Source organism: Leisingera sp. ANG59 (assembly GCF_013317235.1).
Lineage (GTDB): Bacteria > Pseudomonadota > Alphaproteobacteria > Rhodobacterales > Rhodobacteraceae > Leisingera.
This window is the reverse complement of the sequence record NZ_WLCM01000011.1, coordinates 101,928-117,985: the sequence shown is the minus strand read 5'-3', so window position 1 is coordinate 117,985 and position 16,058 is coordinate 101,928. Positions and strand designations below refer to the sequence as shown.

Here is a 16,058-nt window from a genome sequence, read left to right as displayed (position 1 = left end):
GAAATCTCAGCGGGCGGGTGGAAACACCGCCGTCCGCTTGACCGTCCCGTAAACAAAGCTGGTGTCGATGGAGGCAATGCCGCCAACCGGGTGGATCCGCTTGCGGATGAACTCCTCATAGGCCTCCAGATCCGGCACCAGAACCCGCAACTGGTAATCCATCGCGCCGGTCAGCACGTGGCACTCCAGCACCTCGTCGATCAACTGCATCTTGCGCTCGAAATTCTTCACATCCGCCTCGCCGTGCCGCTCCAGCTTGATGCGGACAAAGACGGTGATCGGCAGCCCGTAGGATTTTGCGTCCACCACCGCGCTGTAACCCTGGATAACGCCCTGCGCCTCCAGATTACGCACACGCCGCAGGCAGGGGGAGGGGGACAGGTTCACCGCCTCCGCCAGGTCCTGGTTGGTCACCCGCCCGTCACGCTGAAGGGCGCGGATGATCTGGCGGTCCTTGCTGTCCATTTTGCACTCCTTCTTGGCAGAATCTGCCAATATCAATACTCATCTGACAATACTTCGCAATCCATTGCCGGTGAGGCAGTCGGATGATGCCTGTAACAACAGACAGGAGTATCCCATGAAAACCTCCGGCGGTTTTGCCACCCGTGCTATTCACCACGCCTATGACCCGCAAGAGAACGAAGGCGCGCTGACACCGCCGCTGCACCTGACCTCGACCTTCACCTTCGAGACCGCAGAGGCAGGCGGCGAGATGTTTGCGGGCGAGCGGCAGGGCCATATCTACAGCCGGATCTCCAACCCGACCTGCGATCTGCTGGAGCAGCGCATCGCAACCCTGGAAGGCGCCGAGGCCGGCCTTGCGCTCAGCAGCGGCATGGGCGCCATCACCGCGGTCCTGTGGACGCTGCTCAGCCCCGGTGACGAGGTGATCGTGGACAAGACGCTTTACGGCTGCACCTTCGCCTACATGCGCCACGGCCTGGCGAAATGGGGCGTTACCATCACCCACGTTGACATGACCGACATGGAGAACCTGCGCGCGGCAGTCTCGGAAAAGACCCGCGTGGTCTATTTCGAGACCCCGGCCAACCCGAACATGCGGCTGGTGGATATCGCTGGGGCTGCGGAGATCGCGCATGCCGCAGGCGCGCAGGTGGTGGTCGATAACACCTATGCCACCCCCTACCTGACCCGCCCGATCGAGCTGGGCGCCGATATCGTGCTGCATTCGGCCACCAAATACCTGGGCGGCCACGGCGATGTGGTGGCGGGCCTGGTCGTGGGCACCGCCGAGCAGATCGGTGAAATCCGCCTGGTCGGCATGAAGGACATGACCGGCGCGGTGATGGCGCCCTTCAACGCCATGCTGATCCTACGCGGCCTCAAGACCCTGGCACTGCGGATGGACCGCCACTGCGCCTCTGCCGTCACTGTGGCCGATTATCTGGCTGCCCACCCGGCGGTGAAATCCGTATCCTTCCCGGGGCATGAGAGCTTTGCCCAGGCTGATGTCGCAAAGCGCCAAATGGCCCAGCCCGGCGCCATGATCGCCTTTGAGGTCGAGGGCGGCCTGCAGGGCGGCATCGCCTTCATGAACGGGTTGCAGATGATCCAGCGGGCGGTGTCGCTGGGCGATGCGGAAACCCTGATCCAGCATCCGGCCTCGATGACCCATTCGACCTACACCCCGGAAGAGCGCGCCGAGCACGGCATCAGCGACGGTCTGATCCGCCTGTCAGTGGGCCTGGAGGAGGTGGAGGATATCCTCGCCGACCTGGAGCAGGCGCTGCCGCGCGCGGACGCCTCGGAAGCGGCCTGATGCCTCCGGGCCGCGCCCTGTCAGTACAGGCGCGCGGCCTGATCCTTGACCCGGCGGATCGGGATCGAGGATTCCAGCGACGCCACGCCGGGGATCTTGGTCAGGCGGCCGGTCAGGAAGTGCTCGAATTCGTGCAAGTCCCGCACCACAACCCGCAGCAGGTAGTCGAAGTTACCGGTCATCAGCCAGCAGTCCACCACCTCAGGGCAGAGCTTCACCTGGCTTTCAAAAGTGACCAGCCTGTCGTCGACCTGCTGGTCCAGCCGCACCGAGACAAAGACGCTGAAAGTGAATCCCAGCTTGGCCTCGTCGATGCGGGCGCTGTAGCCGGTGATGAAACCCTCAGCCTCAAGCTTTCTGATGCGGCGGGCGCAAGGGGAGGGCGACAGGCCGACACGCTCGCTCAAATCCTGATGCGACAGGCGGCCGTCGGCCTGAAGCGCGGCAAGGATGCGGCGGTCGGTTTCATCAAGGGTATCGCTCATTTGAGGTGGAATCCTTCATTGATCGTAATTATTGCGCTGGATTTCGGCGCAGATAACGCAAATTCGCAGAGAGTTTAGCGCCCTTTGCTGCAGATGGCAGCTTATTCTCGCGCAAACGGAGAATGACATGACTGCAAACCTTCAGCACCTCAAGACCATCGAACAGCGGCTGTTGTGGCTCTCGCATTGGATGATCCACAACGCGAACCACATCCGCCCCAAGGCGGACGGGATCAAGATCGGGGGGCACCAGGCGTCTTCGGCGTCGATGGTGTCGATCATGACGGCGCTGTATTTCTCTGCGCTGAAGCCAGGCGACCGGGTGGCGGTGAAACCGCATGCCTCACCGGTGTTCCACGCGATGCAGTACCTGATGGGCAACCAGACGTTGGAGAAGATGGAGAACTTCCGCGGTTTCGGCGGGGTGCAGAGCTATCCCAGCCGCACCAAGGACGTGGATGATGTGGATTTCTCCACCGGCTCTGTCGGCCTTGGCGTCGGGATCACTGCGCTGGCCTCGCTGGTGCAGGATTACATCACCGCCAAGGACTGGGGCAAGAATGCCCGCACCGGCCGCATGGTGGCGCTGGCAGGCGACGCCGAACTGGACGAGGGCAACATCTACGAGGTGCTGCAGGAAGGCTGGAAGAACGATCTGCGCAACACCTGGTGGATCATCGACTACAACCGCCAGTCGCTGGACGGCATCGTCCGGGAGGGGCTGTTCGAGCGGATAGAGAAGATCTTCGGCGCCTTCGGCTGGGACGTGGTGCGGGTGAAATACGGCGCCCTGCAGCGGGCCGCGTTCGAGGAGCCGGGCGGTGAAGCCCTGCGCGCCTGGATCGACGCCTGCCCGAACCAGCAGTATTCCGCGCTCACATATATGGGCGGTGCAGTCTGGCGGCAGCACCTGATGGATGATCTGGGCGACCAGGGCGAGGTCAGCGCGCTGATCGCCAAGCGCAGCGATGATGAACTTGCCCAGCTGATGGAAAACCTCGGCGGCAATTGCGTCGAAACGATGGCAAACGTCTTCGCCTCCATCGACCACGACCGCCCGGTCTGCTTCCTGGCCTTTACGGTCAAGGGCTGGGGCACCCCGATTGCCGGTCACAAGGACAACCACGGCGGCCTGATGACCAAGGCGCAGATGGTGGAGTGGCAGGCCCATATGGGCGTTGCGGAAGGGGAGGAGTGGGAACCCTTCGCCACCGTTTCCAATCCCGCCGCGCTGCAGGATTTCCTGCGTCAGGTGCCGTTCTTCGCAGAAGGCCAGCGCCGCCATTTCGACGCGCCGCTGCCGGTGCCGGACATTGCCATCGACACCTCTCGCGAAATCTCCACCCAGATGGCTTTTGGTAAGATCCTCGACGATCTGTCCAAGAGCGACAGCGAATTGGCAGCGCGGATTCTGACTACTTCGCCCGATGTGACCGGAACCACCGGGCTTGGCCCCTGGGTCAACCGGCGCAAGCTGTTTGCCCGCGAGGTGCAAAAGGATGCCTTCATCGAGCACCGGATCCCCTCCACCGCGAAGTGGAACTTTGCCCCCGAGGGTCAGCATCTGGAATTGGGCATCGCGGAGATGAACCTGTTCCTGCTCTTGGGCGCTGCGGGACTGTCGCATTCGCTGTTCGGCAAGCGAGTGATCCCCATCGGCACCGTCTACGACCCCTTTGTCTGCCGTGGCCTCGATGCGCTGAACTATGCCTGCTACCAGGACGCGCGTTTCATGATTGTGGGCACCCCCTCCGGCGTCACCCTGGCACCCGAAGGTGGCGCCCATCAGTCGATCGGCACGCCGCTCATCGGCATGTCGCAGGACGGGCTGGCGGCGTTTGAGCCTGCCTTCGCCGACGAATTGGCGGTGATCATGGAATGGGCCTTCGACTATCTGCAGCGCGACGGCGAGGGCGACCCGGATGAGCGCACCTGGCTGCGCGACGAGACCGGCGGTTCGGTCTACCTGCGCCTGACCACCAGCCCGATGGAGCAGCCCGGCAAGCGCGCCGATGAGGATTTCCGCCAGGGCTCCATCGACGGCGGTTACTGGCTGCGCAAGCCGGGGCCGAATTGCGATGTGGTGTTCGCTTACCAGGGCGCGGTGGCGCCGGAGGCGATCAAGGCCGCGGGCATCATCGGCGAAAGCCGCCGCGACGTGGGCGTGCTGGCTGTGACCTCCGCCGACCGGCTGAACGCGGGCTGGACCGCTGCGCAGCGGGCACGTTCGCGCGGCAACGCCGCCGCGCAATCCCATATCGAAACATTGATGGGTGGCCTGCCGCCCCATTGCAAGGTCATCACCGTGATCGACGGCCACCCGGCGACACTCGCCTGGCTGGGCGGGGTGGCGGGCCACCAGACCGTGCCCTTGGGGGTGGAGCATTTCGGCCAGACCGGTACTATCGGCGACCTCTACCGCCACCACGGGCTGGACGCTGCCGCAATCGTGGCCAAGGTGAACGGGCTGACCGCCGGCAAACGGGTCAGTAACGCTGTGCCGGCCGGGTGATGACCCGGAAGGCCCATCGCGGTCAGGACTGAATGCAGAGGCAGCCGCGCCAAAACGCGGCTGCCTCTTGCGTTATTCCGCCACGCAGTCGGCGAAGTAATGGGTCAGCCCGTCGGGACCGGTTTCCTGCACCAGCCCATGAATGTCGGTCTCGAACCCCGGGCATTCCCGCCCGAAGGCGCGGTTGAACTTCAGGTATTCCACGATCTTCTTGTTGAACACCTCGCCGGGGATCAGCAGCGGAATGCCAGGCGGGTAGGGGGTCACCAGGCTGGTGGTGATGCGCCCCTCCAGCTCGTCGATCGGCACCCGCTGGGTGGTGCGCCGGGCGATATGACTGAAGGCATCGCTCGGCTTCATCGCCGGGGTCAGGTCGCTCAGGTACATCTCGGTCGACAGTCGCGCCACGTTGTTGCGGGCATAAAGCGCGTGCACATGCTCGCACAGGTCGCGCAGGCCCATCTGCTCGTACCGCGGCTGACTGGCGCAGAACTCCGGCATCGCGCGCGGCACGGCCAAGTTGCGTGCAAAGTCGTCCTTGAACTGCTGCAGCGCGCTCAGCAGCGAATTCCAGCGGCCCTTGGTGATGCCGATGGTGAACATGATGAAGAAGGAATAGAGCCCGGTCTTTTCCACCACCACGCCGTGCTCCGCCAGGTATTTGGTCACGATTGAGGCCGGGATGCCCCAGTCCTCAAACCGGCCGTCCAGATTGAGGCCAGGGGTGATGATGGTGGCCTTGATCGGGTCCAGCATGTTGAAGCCCGGCGCCATGTCGCCGAAGCCGTGCCAGCTGTCCTCACCGCCCGCTTCCACACCGTCGGCATCGGTCTTCTTCAGGACCCAATCCCGGGTGCTGCCGATGCCTTCTTCGGCCAGATCCTCTGGCCCCCAGACCTGGAACCACCAGTCGTCTGCGCCGTATTCTTCATCGACCTTGCGCATGGCGCGGCGGAAATCCAGCGCCTCCATGATGCTTTCCTCGACCAGTGCGGTGCCGCCTGGCGGCTCCATCATCGCCGCCGCCACATCGCAGCTGGCAATGATCGAATACTGCGGGCTGGTGGAGGTGTGCATGAGATAGGCTTCGTTGAACAGATGCCGGTCCAGCTTGGTCTCCTCGCTGTCCTGTACCAGGACGTGGCTGGCCTGGCTGATGCCCGCCAGCAGCTTGTGGATCGACTGGGTGGCATAGGTCACCGAATGCTTGGTGCGCGCCCGCTTGCGGCCCATCGCGTGGTAGCTGCCATAGAACGGGTGGAAGGCCGCATGCGGAAGCCAGGCCTCGTCAAAATGCAGGTTCTCGGCATAGCCGTCCAGCAGGCCCTTGATCACCTCGGTGTTGTACAGCACCCCGTCATAGGTCGACTGCGTCAGCGTCATGATCCGTGGCTTCACCGCATCGGCATCCACGTCCTTCAGGAGCGGGTTGGCACGGATCTTGGCCTTGATGCTGTCGATCTCGAACTCGGAATGCTGGATCGGGCCGATGATGCCCCAGTGGTTGCGGGTCGGTTTCAGGAACACCGGGATGGCGCCGGTCATGATGATCGAATGCAGGATCGACTTGTGACAGTTGCGGTCCACCACCACCACGTCGCCCGGCGCCACCGTGTGGTGCCAGACCATCTTGTTGGAGGTCGAGGTGCCGTTGGTGACAAAGAAACAATGGTCGGCGTTGAAAATCCGCGCCGCATTGCGTTCCGAGGCCCCGATGGCGCCATTGTGGTCCAAAAGCTGCCCCAGTTCCTCCACAGCGTTGCAGACATCCGCCCGCAGCATGTTTTCGCCATAGAACTGGTGGTACATCTGCCCGACGGGGCTTTTCAGAAACGCAACGCCGCCGGAATGCCCCGGACAGTGCCAAGAGTAGGAGCCGTCCTCGGCATAATCCAAGAGCTTCTTGAAGAATGGCGGCTGAATGCTCTCGAGATAGCCCTTCGCCTCGCGGATGATGTGCCGGGCCACGAATTCCGGCGTGTCCTCGAACATGTGGATGAAGCCATGCAGCTCGCGCAGGATGTCATTGGGCAGGTGGCGGCTGGTCTTGGTCTCGCCGTAGATGTAAATCGGCACATCGGCGTTCTTCCAGCGCACTTCCTCGATAAACGTGCGCAGGGCGACTACCGCGGGGTCCAGATCGGGGCCGGGGGTGAACTCCTCGTCATCGATCGACAGCACAAAGGCGCTGGCGCGGGACTGCTGCTGCGCGTATTGCGACAGGTCGCCATAGCCGGTCACGCCCTGCACCTCGAACCCTTCATCCTCAATGGCCTGTGCCAAGGCACGGATGCCGGAGCCTGAGGAGTTTTCGGAGCGGAAATCTTCGTCAATGATGACAATGGGAAAGCGGAATTTCATGCTGTTCTCCTAGCGGGTATCCAGCCCTGTTTTTGAGGATACAGGCTGCCCGCAATGATGCAACGCCCGCGGCAGGGCGCAGTTCGCGTTACGCCTATCCGTAAAGGCCGCCAAGAGGGCATGTGCAGAATTCGCTGGCTTTTGACGGGCAAATAGTTGACATTGTCAATTATCATGACCCTGACACGCTTCCACCTGCACCAATCCCTTGGTTATCAGATCACCATGCTGGCGCGTGTGATCGAACGCCGCTTCGAACAGCGCATCGCCGAATACGGGCTGACCCGCGTCACCTGGTGCGTGCTGCTGGCGGCGGGCGCGGAGGGGCTGGCGACCCCGTCCGGGATCGCGGATTTCATCGGCATCGACCGCACCGCCACCTCCCGCGCCTTGCGCCAGATGGAGGCAGGCGGGCTGATCACCCGCCGCAGCGGAGAGGGCGACGGGCGCTCAATCCGGGTGGCGCTGACCGCCGCGGGCCAGGCGGCGCTGCAGGCGGTGCTGCCCATCGCGCAGGAGAACGCGGCGTATTTCGAGGCCAAACTGAGCGGCGCAGAACTGTCCGCGTTGCGCCACTCTGCCGTCAAACTGCTGCAGGACGAGCCGCGCATCGTCGCCAAGCTGTAACTCAAAGGGGCCATCCATGGGCAAACTGTTTTCCTACCGCAACCGGCCCGTGCAACTGGGGCCGTACCCGATGGAGACGCTGGCGCGGCAGGCCGAGCCGGAAGGACTGGATGCACTGCCGCCGCTGGCGCAGGTCAGCTTCCGCCGCCCCGGTGCGCCGCTCTCCCTCGTCAACGCAATGCGAGAGTATCAAGCGATGCTGGACGCCACCCGCGAGGGGCTGGTGAAAAAGGAACGCGCCGAAATCCCTGCGGACCCGCAGGAGCGCACCGATCACCTGAAGGCCTTCGGATACTTCTGCGACGCCTCTCTGGCCGGTGCCTGCGCGGTGCCCTCCGGCACTTGGCTGGACGCACCGATGGTGAACCCGGATGTGGCGGCGCTGGCGGACACCCTGCGTAGCAAGCAGACCAAGACTTTTGCCTCCGGCATCGACGTGGTGATGGCTTCCTTGCGCGAGGCGATGCAGGACCCGCCAGCGGACTGCCGCCACCACACACATGCGCTGGTCTACATCTACGAGTTCCCGCGCGACCCTGAAGCCGTTGAAGACGGCACCGATTGGCTGTCGGATGCACAGGACCAGCGTGCTTGCCTGCGGGCGGCGGAAACCGTGGTGACGCTGGCCAGCTACATCCGCCTCCTGGGGTGGGAGGCACGCGCCCACACCGGGGCTGCGACGGATGTGCATTTGGGCAAGCTGGCGGTGCAGGCGGGGCTTGCCAGCTATGAGAACGGCGTTCTTACCAACCCGTTCCTCGGCAGCCGTTTCGGCATCGCCGCGGTAACCACCACGCTGGAACTGGCCGCCGATCTGCCGCTGGTGCCGGGGCAAGCGCCGGGCCTCAAATACCGGCTGGGCCTTGGCGCCCACGCCAAGAGCGCTGCCACCCGCGACCCCTACGCCAAGCGCCGCTTCATGGACGGCCCGCATCCGTTCGAAACCCTGAAGCGGGTGGCAGACCCCACCACCTATATCGACGAGGTGAACGTCGCGCGGGTCCCGAAACGCGCCGACATGTTTGCGCGCGCGCTGTTCGGCGACCTTGGCAAAGGCCCGCAGGAGGCGGCGAAGAACGGCAACTATGTCCGCAAGTCCTCCTCTGCCTTTGCCTTTCGCTCTTCGCTTGCGGCCTTCGTGCTGCTGCAGGACGGCGAGGCTGCGCCGCAGGTTGACCCCAGCGCCGCCGATGCCGCCCGCAATGCTGCCAGTATCAAGGCCGCGGCCTATTTCCTTGGCTGCGACGCGGTGGGTATCTCACGCTGCCCGGACTGGGCCTACTACTCCCACGACGCGGCAGGCGAACCCTTAGCGCCCTACCACGAAAACGCCATCAGCATCATCATCGACCAAGGCCATGAAACGATGGAGGGCGCCTCCGGCGACGACTGGATCGCCTGCGCCCAGTCAATGCGCGCCTATCTGCGGTTCTCGCTCCTGGGCGGGGTGATCGCGCAGCAGATCCGCAACCTCGGCTATACCGCGCGGGTGCATTCGGTGATGGACGGCGAAGTGCTGCAGCCGCCGCTTTTGCTGCTCTCGGGCCTCGGCGAGGTTTCCCGCATCGGCGAGGTGATCCTGAACCCGTTCCTCGGCCCCCGCCTGAAATCCGGTGCCGTCACCACTGATCTGCCGATGATCCATGACAAGCCTGTCGACTTCGGCCTGCAGCGGTTCTGCGAAGCCTGCAACAAATGCGCCCGCGAATGCCCCTCCGGCGCCATCACAGCCGGGCCGAAGCTGATGTTCAACGGCTACGAGATCTGGAAGTCCGACAGCCAGAAATGCACCACTTACCGGGTCAACGTGCCTGGAGGCGCGATGTGCGGGCGCTGCATGAAGACCTGTCCCTGGAATCTGGAGGGGCTGTTCGCAGAGGCGCCGTTCCGCTGGGCCGCGATGAACCTGCCGGGCAGCGCGCCCCTGCTGGCAAAACTCGACGACGCGCTGGGCAACGGTGAGGTCAACCTAGCCAAGAAATGGTGGTGGGATCTGGAGATGGTGGAGGAGGGGCCCTATGCGCCCTCGCAGCATCCGGTGAACGCCCGCAAGCTGTCCAAAAACCTGGATCTGAAGTTCGAGGATCAGACCCTGGCCGTCTACCCCGCGCCGCTGGCGCCGCCGCCCTACTCCTGGCCCGCGCCGATGGACCGCGAGGCCGGGATCGCTGCCTATCAGGCAATGATCCCGGCAGCGGAGCACAAGCGCCGCCGCGCGGCGGACCTGCCGCCGGAACATGTCTATACCGCCGATCAGGGAGCAGCGCCGGTCATGCGGGTGCGCTTGTCAAAGGTTGAGCACATGACCGATGCGGTCACCATTTACGAGTTCTCGCTGCCGGACGGTTCTCTGCTGCCCGCGGCAACAGCGGGTGCCCATATCGACGTGGTCGTCGCGCCGGAGTTCTTCCGCCAGTACTCGCTGTCCGGCGACCCGGCGGACCGCTCGAAATACCAGATCGCCGTCCTGCGCGAGGACGAGGGCCGTGGCGGGTCCAGGCTGATGCACCGGGTGTTCGAAGAGGGGCGGATGGTGTTCATCTCCAAGCCGATCAACCACTTCCCGCTGGCAGAGGATGCCGCCAAATCCTACCTGATGGGCGGCGGCATCGGGGTGACGCCGATGATCGCCATGGCCCACCGGCTGCATGCCTTGGGCCGGGATTTCGAATTCCGCTACTCTTGTTCGAAAAAGGCAAGTGCAGGGTTCCTCAAGGATCTTCATGACGTTCCTTGGGTTGAAAAAGTGCATCTGCATTTTTCGGACCAAGGCTCCCGTGCGGACCTGAAAGAGGTGCTGAACTACCAGAAAGGCAGCCACGTCTACACTTGCGGGCCGGAGAGCTACATGCAGGCTGTGCTGGACGCGGCAGAAGCCAATGGCTTCCCCGAAGAAGCCCGCCATATGGAATACTTCTCGGTTCCCGACCGGCCGGAATACGAAAACCACCCCTTCACCCTGAAGCTGGCAAAATCGGGACGCGAGATCCTGGTGCCGGCGGAGAAAACCGCCACAGATGCGCTGGCGGACAGCGGCATCCATGTGGACGTGAAATGCGCTGACGGCATTTGCGGCGTCTGCAAATGCGGGCTGATCTCCGGCAACGCCGAGCACCGCGACTTCGTGCTTTCGAACAAACAGCGCGAGGGCGCGATCATTCTTTGCCAGTCCCGGGCGCTGGAACCGGACGGGGTGCTGGAAATCGATCTCTAAGCGGCAGGCAGCAGCAGCTCAGAACGGCTGCCGTTCGCCGAGCAGGTAGCGCACCGCATCCGCGTAATCGAATGCCAGTGAGACCACGATTACCGCGCACACCGTCAGAATGATCCGCCGCGGCCAGACTGGCATATCCGGGCGCGCCTGCTGGTGCCGCAGCCAGAAAATCAGCGGTGTCCAGAAAAGGATATGCGGCAGCCCGAGCAGGCGCACATAGCCAAGCTGCCCGTAGATCCAGTAGACCCCGCCGCCCGCCAAGATGCTGGCTGCCACCGTCACCAGCCCCGCGATCCGGCTGGGCTTCCAGATCAGCAGCGCCAGCGGCAGGACAAAGGCGCCCAGAAACAGGATGTTGACCCAGACCTGCACCCATAGCGGCTGGGTTGCAATTGCCTCTTCCAGTGTCATGGCACGGCCCTCCCGCCCGCGACCCTAGGCAAGGGCAGGGCGGGCTGCAAGAGCTACAACGGAGAGCCCTCGCGCATCTTGTCCTGCTCGTCCGGCGTCGGCGTGTGGTTGAACACGTAAGCCGTGCGGCAGGCCTCCTCGCCGCCCAGTTCCGCAATCCTGCGGCGCTGATCGGCAAAAGCGCGGGCGTTCACTTTTTCGGGATCGCAGATCGCCCGCCGACGCCGTTCCCCCTCCGCCAGGGCTGCTTTGATCTGCGAGTCTTTCCCCCCGTCCATTGCCCGGTCCGCCTGCTCATGCGGATCACCCTCCAGGTCGAACAGCTGCGGCGGCATTCCGGCGAAGTGGACATATTTCCACCGCCCCCAGCGCACCATGAAGGCGCCGGTTCTGGAGCCGCCGTCATGGTATTCGCTGAACCCGGTGCGGCTCTCGTCAGAGGGGGCATTGGCAATCGCGCGCAGCGACACACCCGGCAGCCCCGCATCCTCCGCCACGCCGCAAACCTCGCGCGTGGTGGCGGCGATGTCGGTCTGGCTGGTGCAGGTCGCCACCTTTTGCGCCGCCGGAATCCCCGGCCCGGCGGCGATCATCGGCACCCCGGCGGATTGCTCATACATCACCTGCTTGGTCCAGAATCCCTGGTCCCCCATCACGTCGCCATGATCCGACACATAGAGGACCACCGTGTTCTCCAGCTGTCCGCTGGCCTCCAGCGCCCGGATCACCCGGCCCGCGCAATGGTCCATGAAGGACGTCAGCCCGTAATAGGGGGCCTTGGCCGCGCGCATCTTCTGTTCGTCGAAGTAAGCATCGCAGTTGAAGAAACCCGCGATGTTGCGCAGCTCCTCATGGTCCGGCAGTCCTTCGCCATAGCCCACCGGCAGGGCCATCTCTGCCGGGTCGTACAGGTTGTACCATTCCTCGGGGCAGATGAGGGGGAATGCGGGCCGACCAGGAAAACAAAGGCCGCCCAGGGCTGCTGCTGCCGCTTGGGATCGCCAGCCAGGCTTCTGCCGCTTCGGTGATGGCTAAATCATAGTCGGTATAGGTGCTGGGCCCGTTACCCACATCACCGGCCAGTTCCGCCGCCGAGACATAGGGAGGCGGGGCGCCCCTTTACGCTTTTGCTTACTGCTGTTTGCAGGGTTGCAGGCTGCGGAAACGGCTGCTATCTCCGCTTCAGGTAATGTTATGATATAACATAAAGGGATTCGCACATGACAGACAGCAGGCTGCCGGTAACCGTGCTCTCGGGCTTCCTAGGGGTGGGCAAGACGACTCTTTTGAACCACGTCCTGAACAACCGCGCGGGCCGCCGGGTTGCGGTGATCGTCAACGATATGAGCGAAGTGAACATCGACGCCGGCCTGGTGCGCGGCGGAACGGAGCTGTCGCGGCAGGACGAGAAGCTGGTGGAGATGACCAACGGCTGCATCTGCTGCACCCTGCGCGACGACCTGCTGCAGGAGGTGCGCCGCCTCGCCGGTGAAGGGCGGTTCGATTACCTGCTGATCGAAAGCACCGGCATTGCCGAGCCGCTGCCGGTGGCCGCGACCTTCGATTTCCGCGATGCCGAAGGACAGAGCCTTTCGGACGTTGCCCGCCTCGACACCATGGTGACCGTGGTCGATGCCGTGAACCTGCTACGGGATTTCTCCAGCCATGATTTCCTCAGCGACCGCGGCGAAAGCCTGGGTGAGGAGGACGACCGCACCCTGGTCAATCTGCTGACCGATCAGATCGAATTTTCCAACGTTATCATTCTGAACAAGGTGACTGAGGCCGGCCCGGCCCAGACCGAAGCAGCGATGCTGGTGATCAAGGCGCTGAACCCGGATGCCGAGGTGATACAGACCGACTTTTCCGAAGTTGACGGAGACCGCATCTTCGACACCGGCCGCTTCGATTTCGACCGTGCGCACGAACATCCGCTCTGGGCCAAGGAGCTCTACGGCTTCGAGCACCACGTGCCGGAAACCGAGGAATACGGTATTTCCTCCTTCGTCTATCGGGCCAAACGCCCCTTTGACCCTGCCAAAATCCACGCGTTGCTGAATGGCGACCTGCCCGGCGTGATCCGCGCCAAGGGCCATTTCTGGCTGGCCACCCGCCCGGAATGGGCCGCTGAATTCTCGCTGGCCGGCGCCATCTCCTCGGTCCGCCCGCTGGGCCTGTGGTGGGCGGCGGTGCCAACGGAACGCTGGCCCACGCACCCCGAGGCCCGGCGCGAATTCCTGCAGAACTGGGACGAGACCTGGGGCGACCGGCGCCAGGAACTGGTCTTCATCGGTGCAGGTCTCGACAAGGAAGCCACCACCGCCCGCCTTGATGCCTGCCTGATGCCGGAAACGGCAAATGGATTCGATCCGGCCTGGGCCTCCCTGGAGGACCCCTTCCCGAGCTGGCGCCGCAATGGCTGACCGTCGGGCGCGCCGCAACCTGAACTCCCGCCTGAAACGGCGGCGCAGGGCAGGGGACCCGATGCAGGCCTATGACGCGCTGCCGCCGGGGCTGCGGCAGTGGCTGGCCTCCGCCTGCCTGCCCTGGAGCCCGGCCTCGGCGCTCAGGATCTGGACCAGGGCGGGCGGCAGCCGCGACCCCGCTGCCGCGGCCGCCCGGCTGGATGCCGCTGAACAGGCGATGCTGAAACGGGACGCGCGCGTCTGGGCGTTCCGGGACTAGCCGCCGCGGCCCGCCGTATCAGGCGGTCTTCTTCTCCGCCTCCGCGGCGGCATCATATTCCGCCCGCGCCGCATCAATCACCGGCAGATGCTCCAGCGCCCACAGCCCCAGCGCCTTGACCGGTTCGCGGAACGATTCCCCCAGCGGCGTCAGCGCGTATTCCACCTTGGGCGGGATTCTCGGGTGATAGGTGCGGCTCACCAGCCCGTCGCGCTCCAGCTCGCGCAGGGTAAGGCTCAGCATCCGCTGGGAAATCCCCAGATGCCGCTTCAGCTCATTGAACCGCAGCACGCCGTATTGCGCCAATGAGATCACGATCAGCACGCTCCAGCGGTCGCCGACCCGCGACAGCACCTCATTGATGCGCCCGCATTCCGGGCATTGCGCCTCTGCCATGGTGGTTCCTTCCGTGTAACCGGGGCTCAGAAATGTGCCTTCTTGTGCCCTTTTTGGTACCTCTTATATAGCCGGTTACAAATTTATACCACCCATCACACAATGCCGCGAAAGGACCGGGCACATGAGCAAGAGCTCCCTGATCGAGAAGCTGAACTGGCGCTACGCCACCAAGAAAATGGACCCCTCCAGGGCGGTCCCGCAGGAAAAGGTCGACCAGATTATCGAGGCAATCCGCATGGCGCCGACCTCCTCCGGCACCCAGCCGTTTGAGGTCTTCGTGATCACCAGCCCGAAAATCCGCGCGCAGATCCGCCCGCACGCCTGGGACCAGGCCCAGATCACCGACGGCTCGCATCTCATCGTCTTTGCCGCCTGGGACAACTACTCCGAAGACCGCATCGACGCGGTGACCCGCCAGATGACTGAGGAGCGCGGCGAGATCCCGATGCTGAAGCAGTATTACGATAATCTCAAGGCCAGCTACCTGCCGCGCGAGGAGCGCACCAACCACGACCACGCCGCCCGCCAGGCCTATATCGCACTGGGCTTTGCCCTGGCCGCCGCGGCGGAGCTGGAGGTGGACAGCACCCCGATGGAAGGTTTCACGCCGGAGAAAATCGACGAAATCCTAGAGCTTCGCGAGAAGGGCCTGCGCTCGGTCCTCCTGCTGCCGCTTGGCTACCGCCAGGAGGACGGCGACTGGCTGCTGCCGATGAAAAAGATCCGCAAGTCCCGTGAAACCATCGTGACTGAGATCGCCTGAGGTTTTCCCGCATGATGGCAGCAGGCGGCATTTGCGGCCGCCTGCCTGCAGCCCCTTGCAGGACTAAACGGGCAATCAATTTGAACTGAACCCTTTAATGCGCTGATTTCAGGCTACATTAACAGCTGTGTGTTACTTTTTTGGGCACGGCTCCTGCCGCTTCCAAAGTGCCGCAGTGTGATGTGTTTGTGCCGGGGACAGCCAAAGAGTGTTTACGTCCGATTTCTCTGCAGGCGAATTGCAGCCGGAGCTGAAGCAGGTTTTCTTCCACTGGCGGAACGCTTCCGAAGACGGGAAATTGCCGCGGCTCACCCAATTCGAACTTCCAAATGCCCGCCCGGCACCGAACATCTTGTCCGTCTTTGAAATTGAGCGGACGCAAACCGGTGAACCTGCCGACTTCAAGGCGCTGTATATCCGCAACAAGATCATCAACACGCTGAGCCGCAAGTATGTTGGCACCCGGCTATCCGAGCATCCCGGTTTTGGACCCGGATCGATGATATGGAGCTGTTTCCACGAAGTCGCCTCCAGCTCCCGGCCATTGCTGGCCGCGCTGCCCTATATCGGCCCGCTGCCGGAATACCGCAGCACCGCTGAAATCTATCTGCCGCTGCTGGGCGAGGGGGTGTCGGTTGACTATGTGCTTGTGGGTGTCGTCCTGCTGGCGGAGGAGTACAGCCGCAAGGCACGCTGACTTGGATAGGGCAAGTTGCAGCGCCGCAGATTGCTCCGCCGACCGCTGCAAATCCCTTTGCCCCTTGCCCCGCAGGGCTTTTCCCTTGCGCGCATCCGGGAATCCGCCTATATCGCGCGCT

14 protein-coding genes are annotated in these 16,058 nt (G+C 63.7%); 8 read left to right on the top strand and 6 right to left on the bottom strand.

Annotated elements, in window-relative coordinates; all coding sequences use genetic code 11:
- Nucleotides 1-6 precede the first annotated feature (6 nt).
- On the bottom strand, nucleotides 7-465 hold the full coding sequence (locus GKC28_RS12380) for an Lrp/AsnC family transcriptional regulator (RefSeq protein WP_174147219.1): 459 nt from the start codon (nucleotides 463-465) through the stop codon (nucleotides 7-9).
- Between the two features lie 115 nt (nucleotides 466-580).
- On the opposite strand from GKC28_RS12380, the gene GKC28_RS12375 reads away from it, so the two are divergent.
- Nucleotides 581-1,783 carry a methionine gamma-lyase gene (locus GKC28_RS12375; protein WP_174147218.1) on the top strand — a complete coding sequence of 401 codons (1,203 nt, stop codon included), beginning with the start codon at nucleotides 581-583 and terminating at the stop codon, nucleotides 1,781-1,783.
- 20 nt (nucleotides 1,784-1,803) lie between these two features.
- Here the strand turns inward: GKC28_RS12375 and GKC28_RS12370 are convergent, their stop codons facing one another.
- Nucleotides 1,804-2,268: an Lrp/AsnC family transcriptional regulator gene (locus GKC28_RS12370; protein ID WP_174147217.1), complete on the bottom strand. Its 465-nt coding sequence runs from the start codon at nucleotides 2,266-2,268 to the stop codon at nucleotides 1,804-1,806.
- A 127-nt stretch (nucleotides 2,269-2,395) separates the two neighbouring features.
- Here GKC28_RS12370 and GKC28_RS12365 point away from each other — a divergent pair, with 127 nt between their 5' ends.
- Nucleotides 2,396-4,780 (top strand): transketolase, encoded by a 2,385-nt coding sequence (locus GKC28_RS12365; RefSeq protein WP_174147216.1) that lies wholly within the window; start codon nucleotides 2,396-2,398, stop codon nucleotides 4,778-4,780.
- 72 nt (nucleotides 4,781-4,852) lie between these two features.
- Here the strand turns inward: GKC28_RS12365 and GKC28_RS12360 are convergent, their stop codons facing one another.
- Entirely contained in the window at nucleotides 4,853-7,141 is a 2,289-nt protein-coding gene (locus GKC28_RS12360; protein ID WP_174147215.1) for an arginine/lysine/ornithine decarboxylase, read from the bottom strand.
- Nucleotides 7,142-7,315: 174 nt separating this feature from the next.
- Here GKC28_RS12360 and GKC28_RS12355 point away from each other — a divergent pair, with 174 nt between their 5' ends.
- Together GKC28_RS12355 and GKC28_RS12350 are read left to right on the top strand one after the other, a co-directional pair.
- Nucleotides 7,316-7,768 carry a MarR family winged helix-turn-helix transcriptional regulator gene (locus tag GKC28_RS12355; RefSeq protein ID WP_174147214.1) on the top strand — a complete coding sequence of 151 codons (453 nt, stop codon included), beginning with the start codon at nucleotides 7,316-7,318 and terminating at the stop codon, nucleotides 7,766-7,768.
- Nucleotides 7,769-7,784: 16 nt separating this feature from the next.
- On the top strand, nucleotides 7,785-10,982 hold the full coding sequence (locus GKC28_RS12350) for a reductive dehalogenase domain-containing protein (RefSeq protein WP_174147213.1): 3,198 nt from the start codon (nucleotides 7,785-7,787) through the stop codon (nucleotides 10,980-10,982).
- Between the two features lie 18 nt (nucleotides 10,983-11,000).
- On the opposite strand, the gene GKC28_RS12345 is transcribed toward GKC28_RS12350, so the two are convergent.
- Together GKC28_RS12345 and GKC28_RS12340 are read right to left on the bottom strand one after the other, a co-directional pair.
- Nucleotides 11,001-11,393: a hypothetical protein gene (locus GKC28_RS12345; RefSeq protein WP_174147212.1), complete on the bottom strand. Its 393-nt coding sequence runs from the start codon at nucleotides 11,391-11,393 to the stop codon at nucleotides 11,001-11,003.
- 53 nt (nucleotides 11,394-11,446) lie between these two features.
- The gene (locus tag GKC28_RS12340) at nucleotides 11,447-12,286 is read right to left on the bottom strand and encodes a sulfatase-like hydrolase/transferase (protein WP_254604216.1); all 840 of its coding nucleotides are present in this window, start codon (nucleotides 12,284-12,286) and stop codon (nucleotides 11,447-11,449) included.
- Nucleotides 12,287-12,613: 327 nt separating this feature from the next.
- Here GKC28_RS12340 and GKC28_RS12335 point away from each other — a divergent pair, with 327 nt between their 5' ends.
- Both GKC28_RS12335 and GKC28_RS12330 read left to right on the top strand, forming a co-directional pair.
- Complete coding sequence (locus tag GKC28_RS12335) at nucleotides 12,614-13,816, top strand: GTP-binding protein (protein WP_174147211.1); 1,203 nt, start codon at nucleotides 12,614-12,616, stop codon at nucleotides 13,814-13,816.
- Complete coding sequence (locus tag GKC28_RS12330; protein WP_174147210.1) at nucleotides 13,809-14,078, top strand: DUF6525 family protein; 270 nt, start codon at nucleotides 13,809-13,811, stop codon at nucleotides 14,076-14,078. Before GKC28_RS12335 ends, GKC28_RS12330 begins: the two co-directional genes overlap by 8 nt.
- Nucleotides 14,079-14,096: 18 nt before the next feature.
- On the opposite strand, the gene GKC28_RS12325 is transcribed toward GKC28_RS12330, so the two are convergent.
- On the bottom strand, nucleotides 14,097-14,474 hold the full coding sequence (locus GKC28_RS12325; protein WP_174147209.1) for a helix-turn-helix domain-containing protein: 378 nt from the start codon (nucleotides 14,472-14,474) through the stop codon (nucleotides 14,097-14,099).
- A 124-nt stretch (nucleotides 14,475-14,598) separates the two neighbouring features.
- On the opposite strand from GKC28_RS12325, the gene GKC28_RS12320 reads away from it, so the two are divergent.
- Nucleotides 14,599-15,240 (top strand): NAD(P)H-dependent oxidoreductase, encoded by a 642-nt coding sequence (locus GKC28_RS12320; RefSeq protein ID WP_174147208.1) that lies wholly within the window; start codon nucleotides 14,599-14,601, stop codon nucleotides 15,238-15,240.
- Nucleotides 15,241-15,448: 208 nt separating this feature from the next.
- On the top strand, nucleotides 15,449-15,937 hold the full coding sequence (locus GKC28_RS12315) for a hypothetical protein (RefSeq protein WP_174147207.1): 489 nt from the start codon (nucleotides 15,449-15,451) through the stop codon (nucleotides 15,935-15,937).
- The last annotated feature ends 121 nt before the right edge of the window (nucleotides 15,938-16,058 follow it).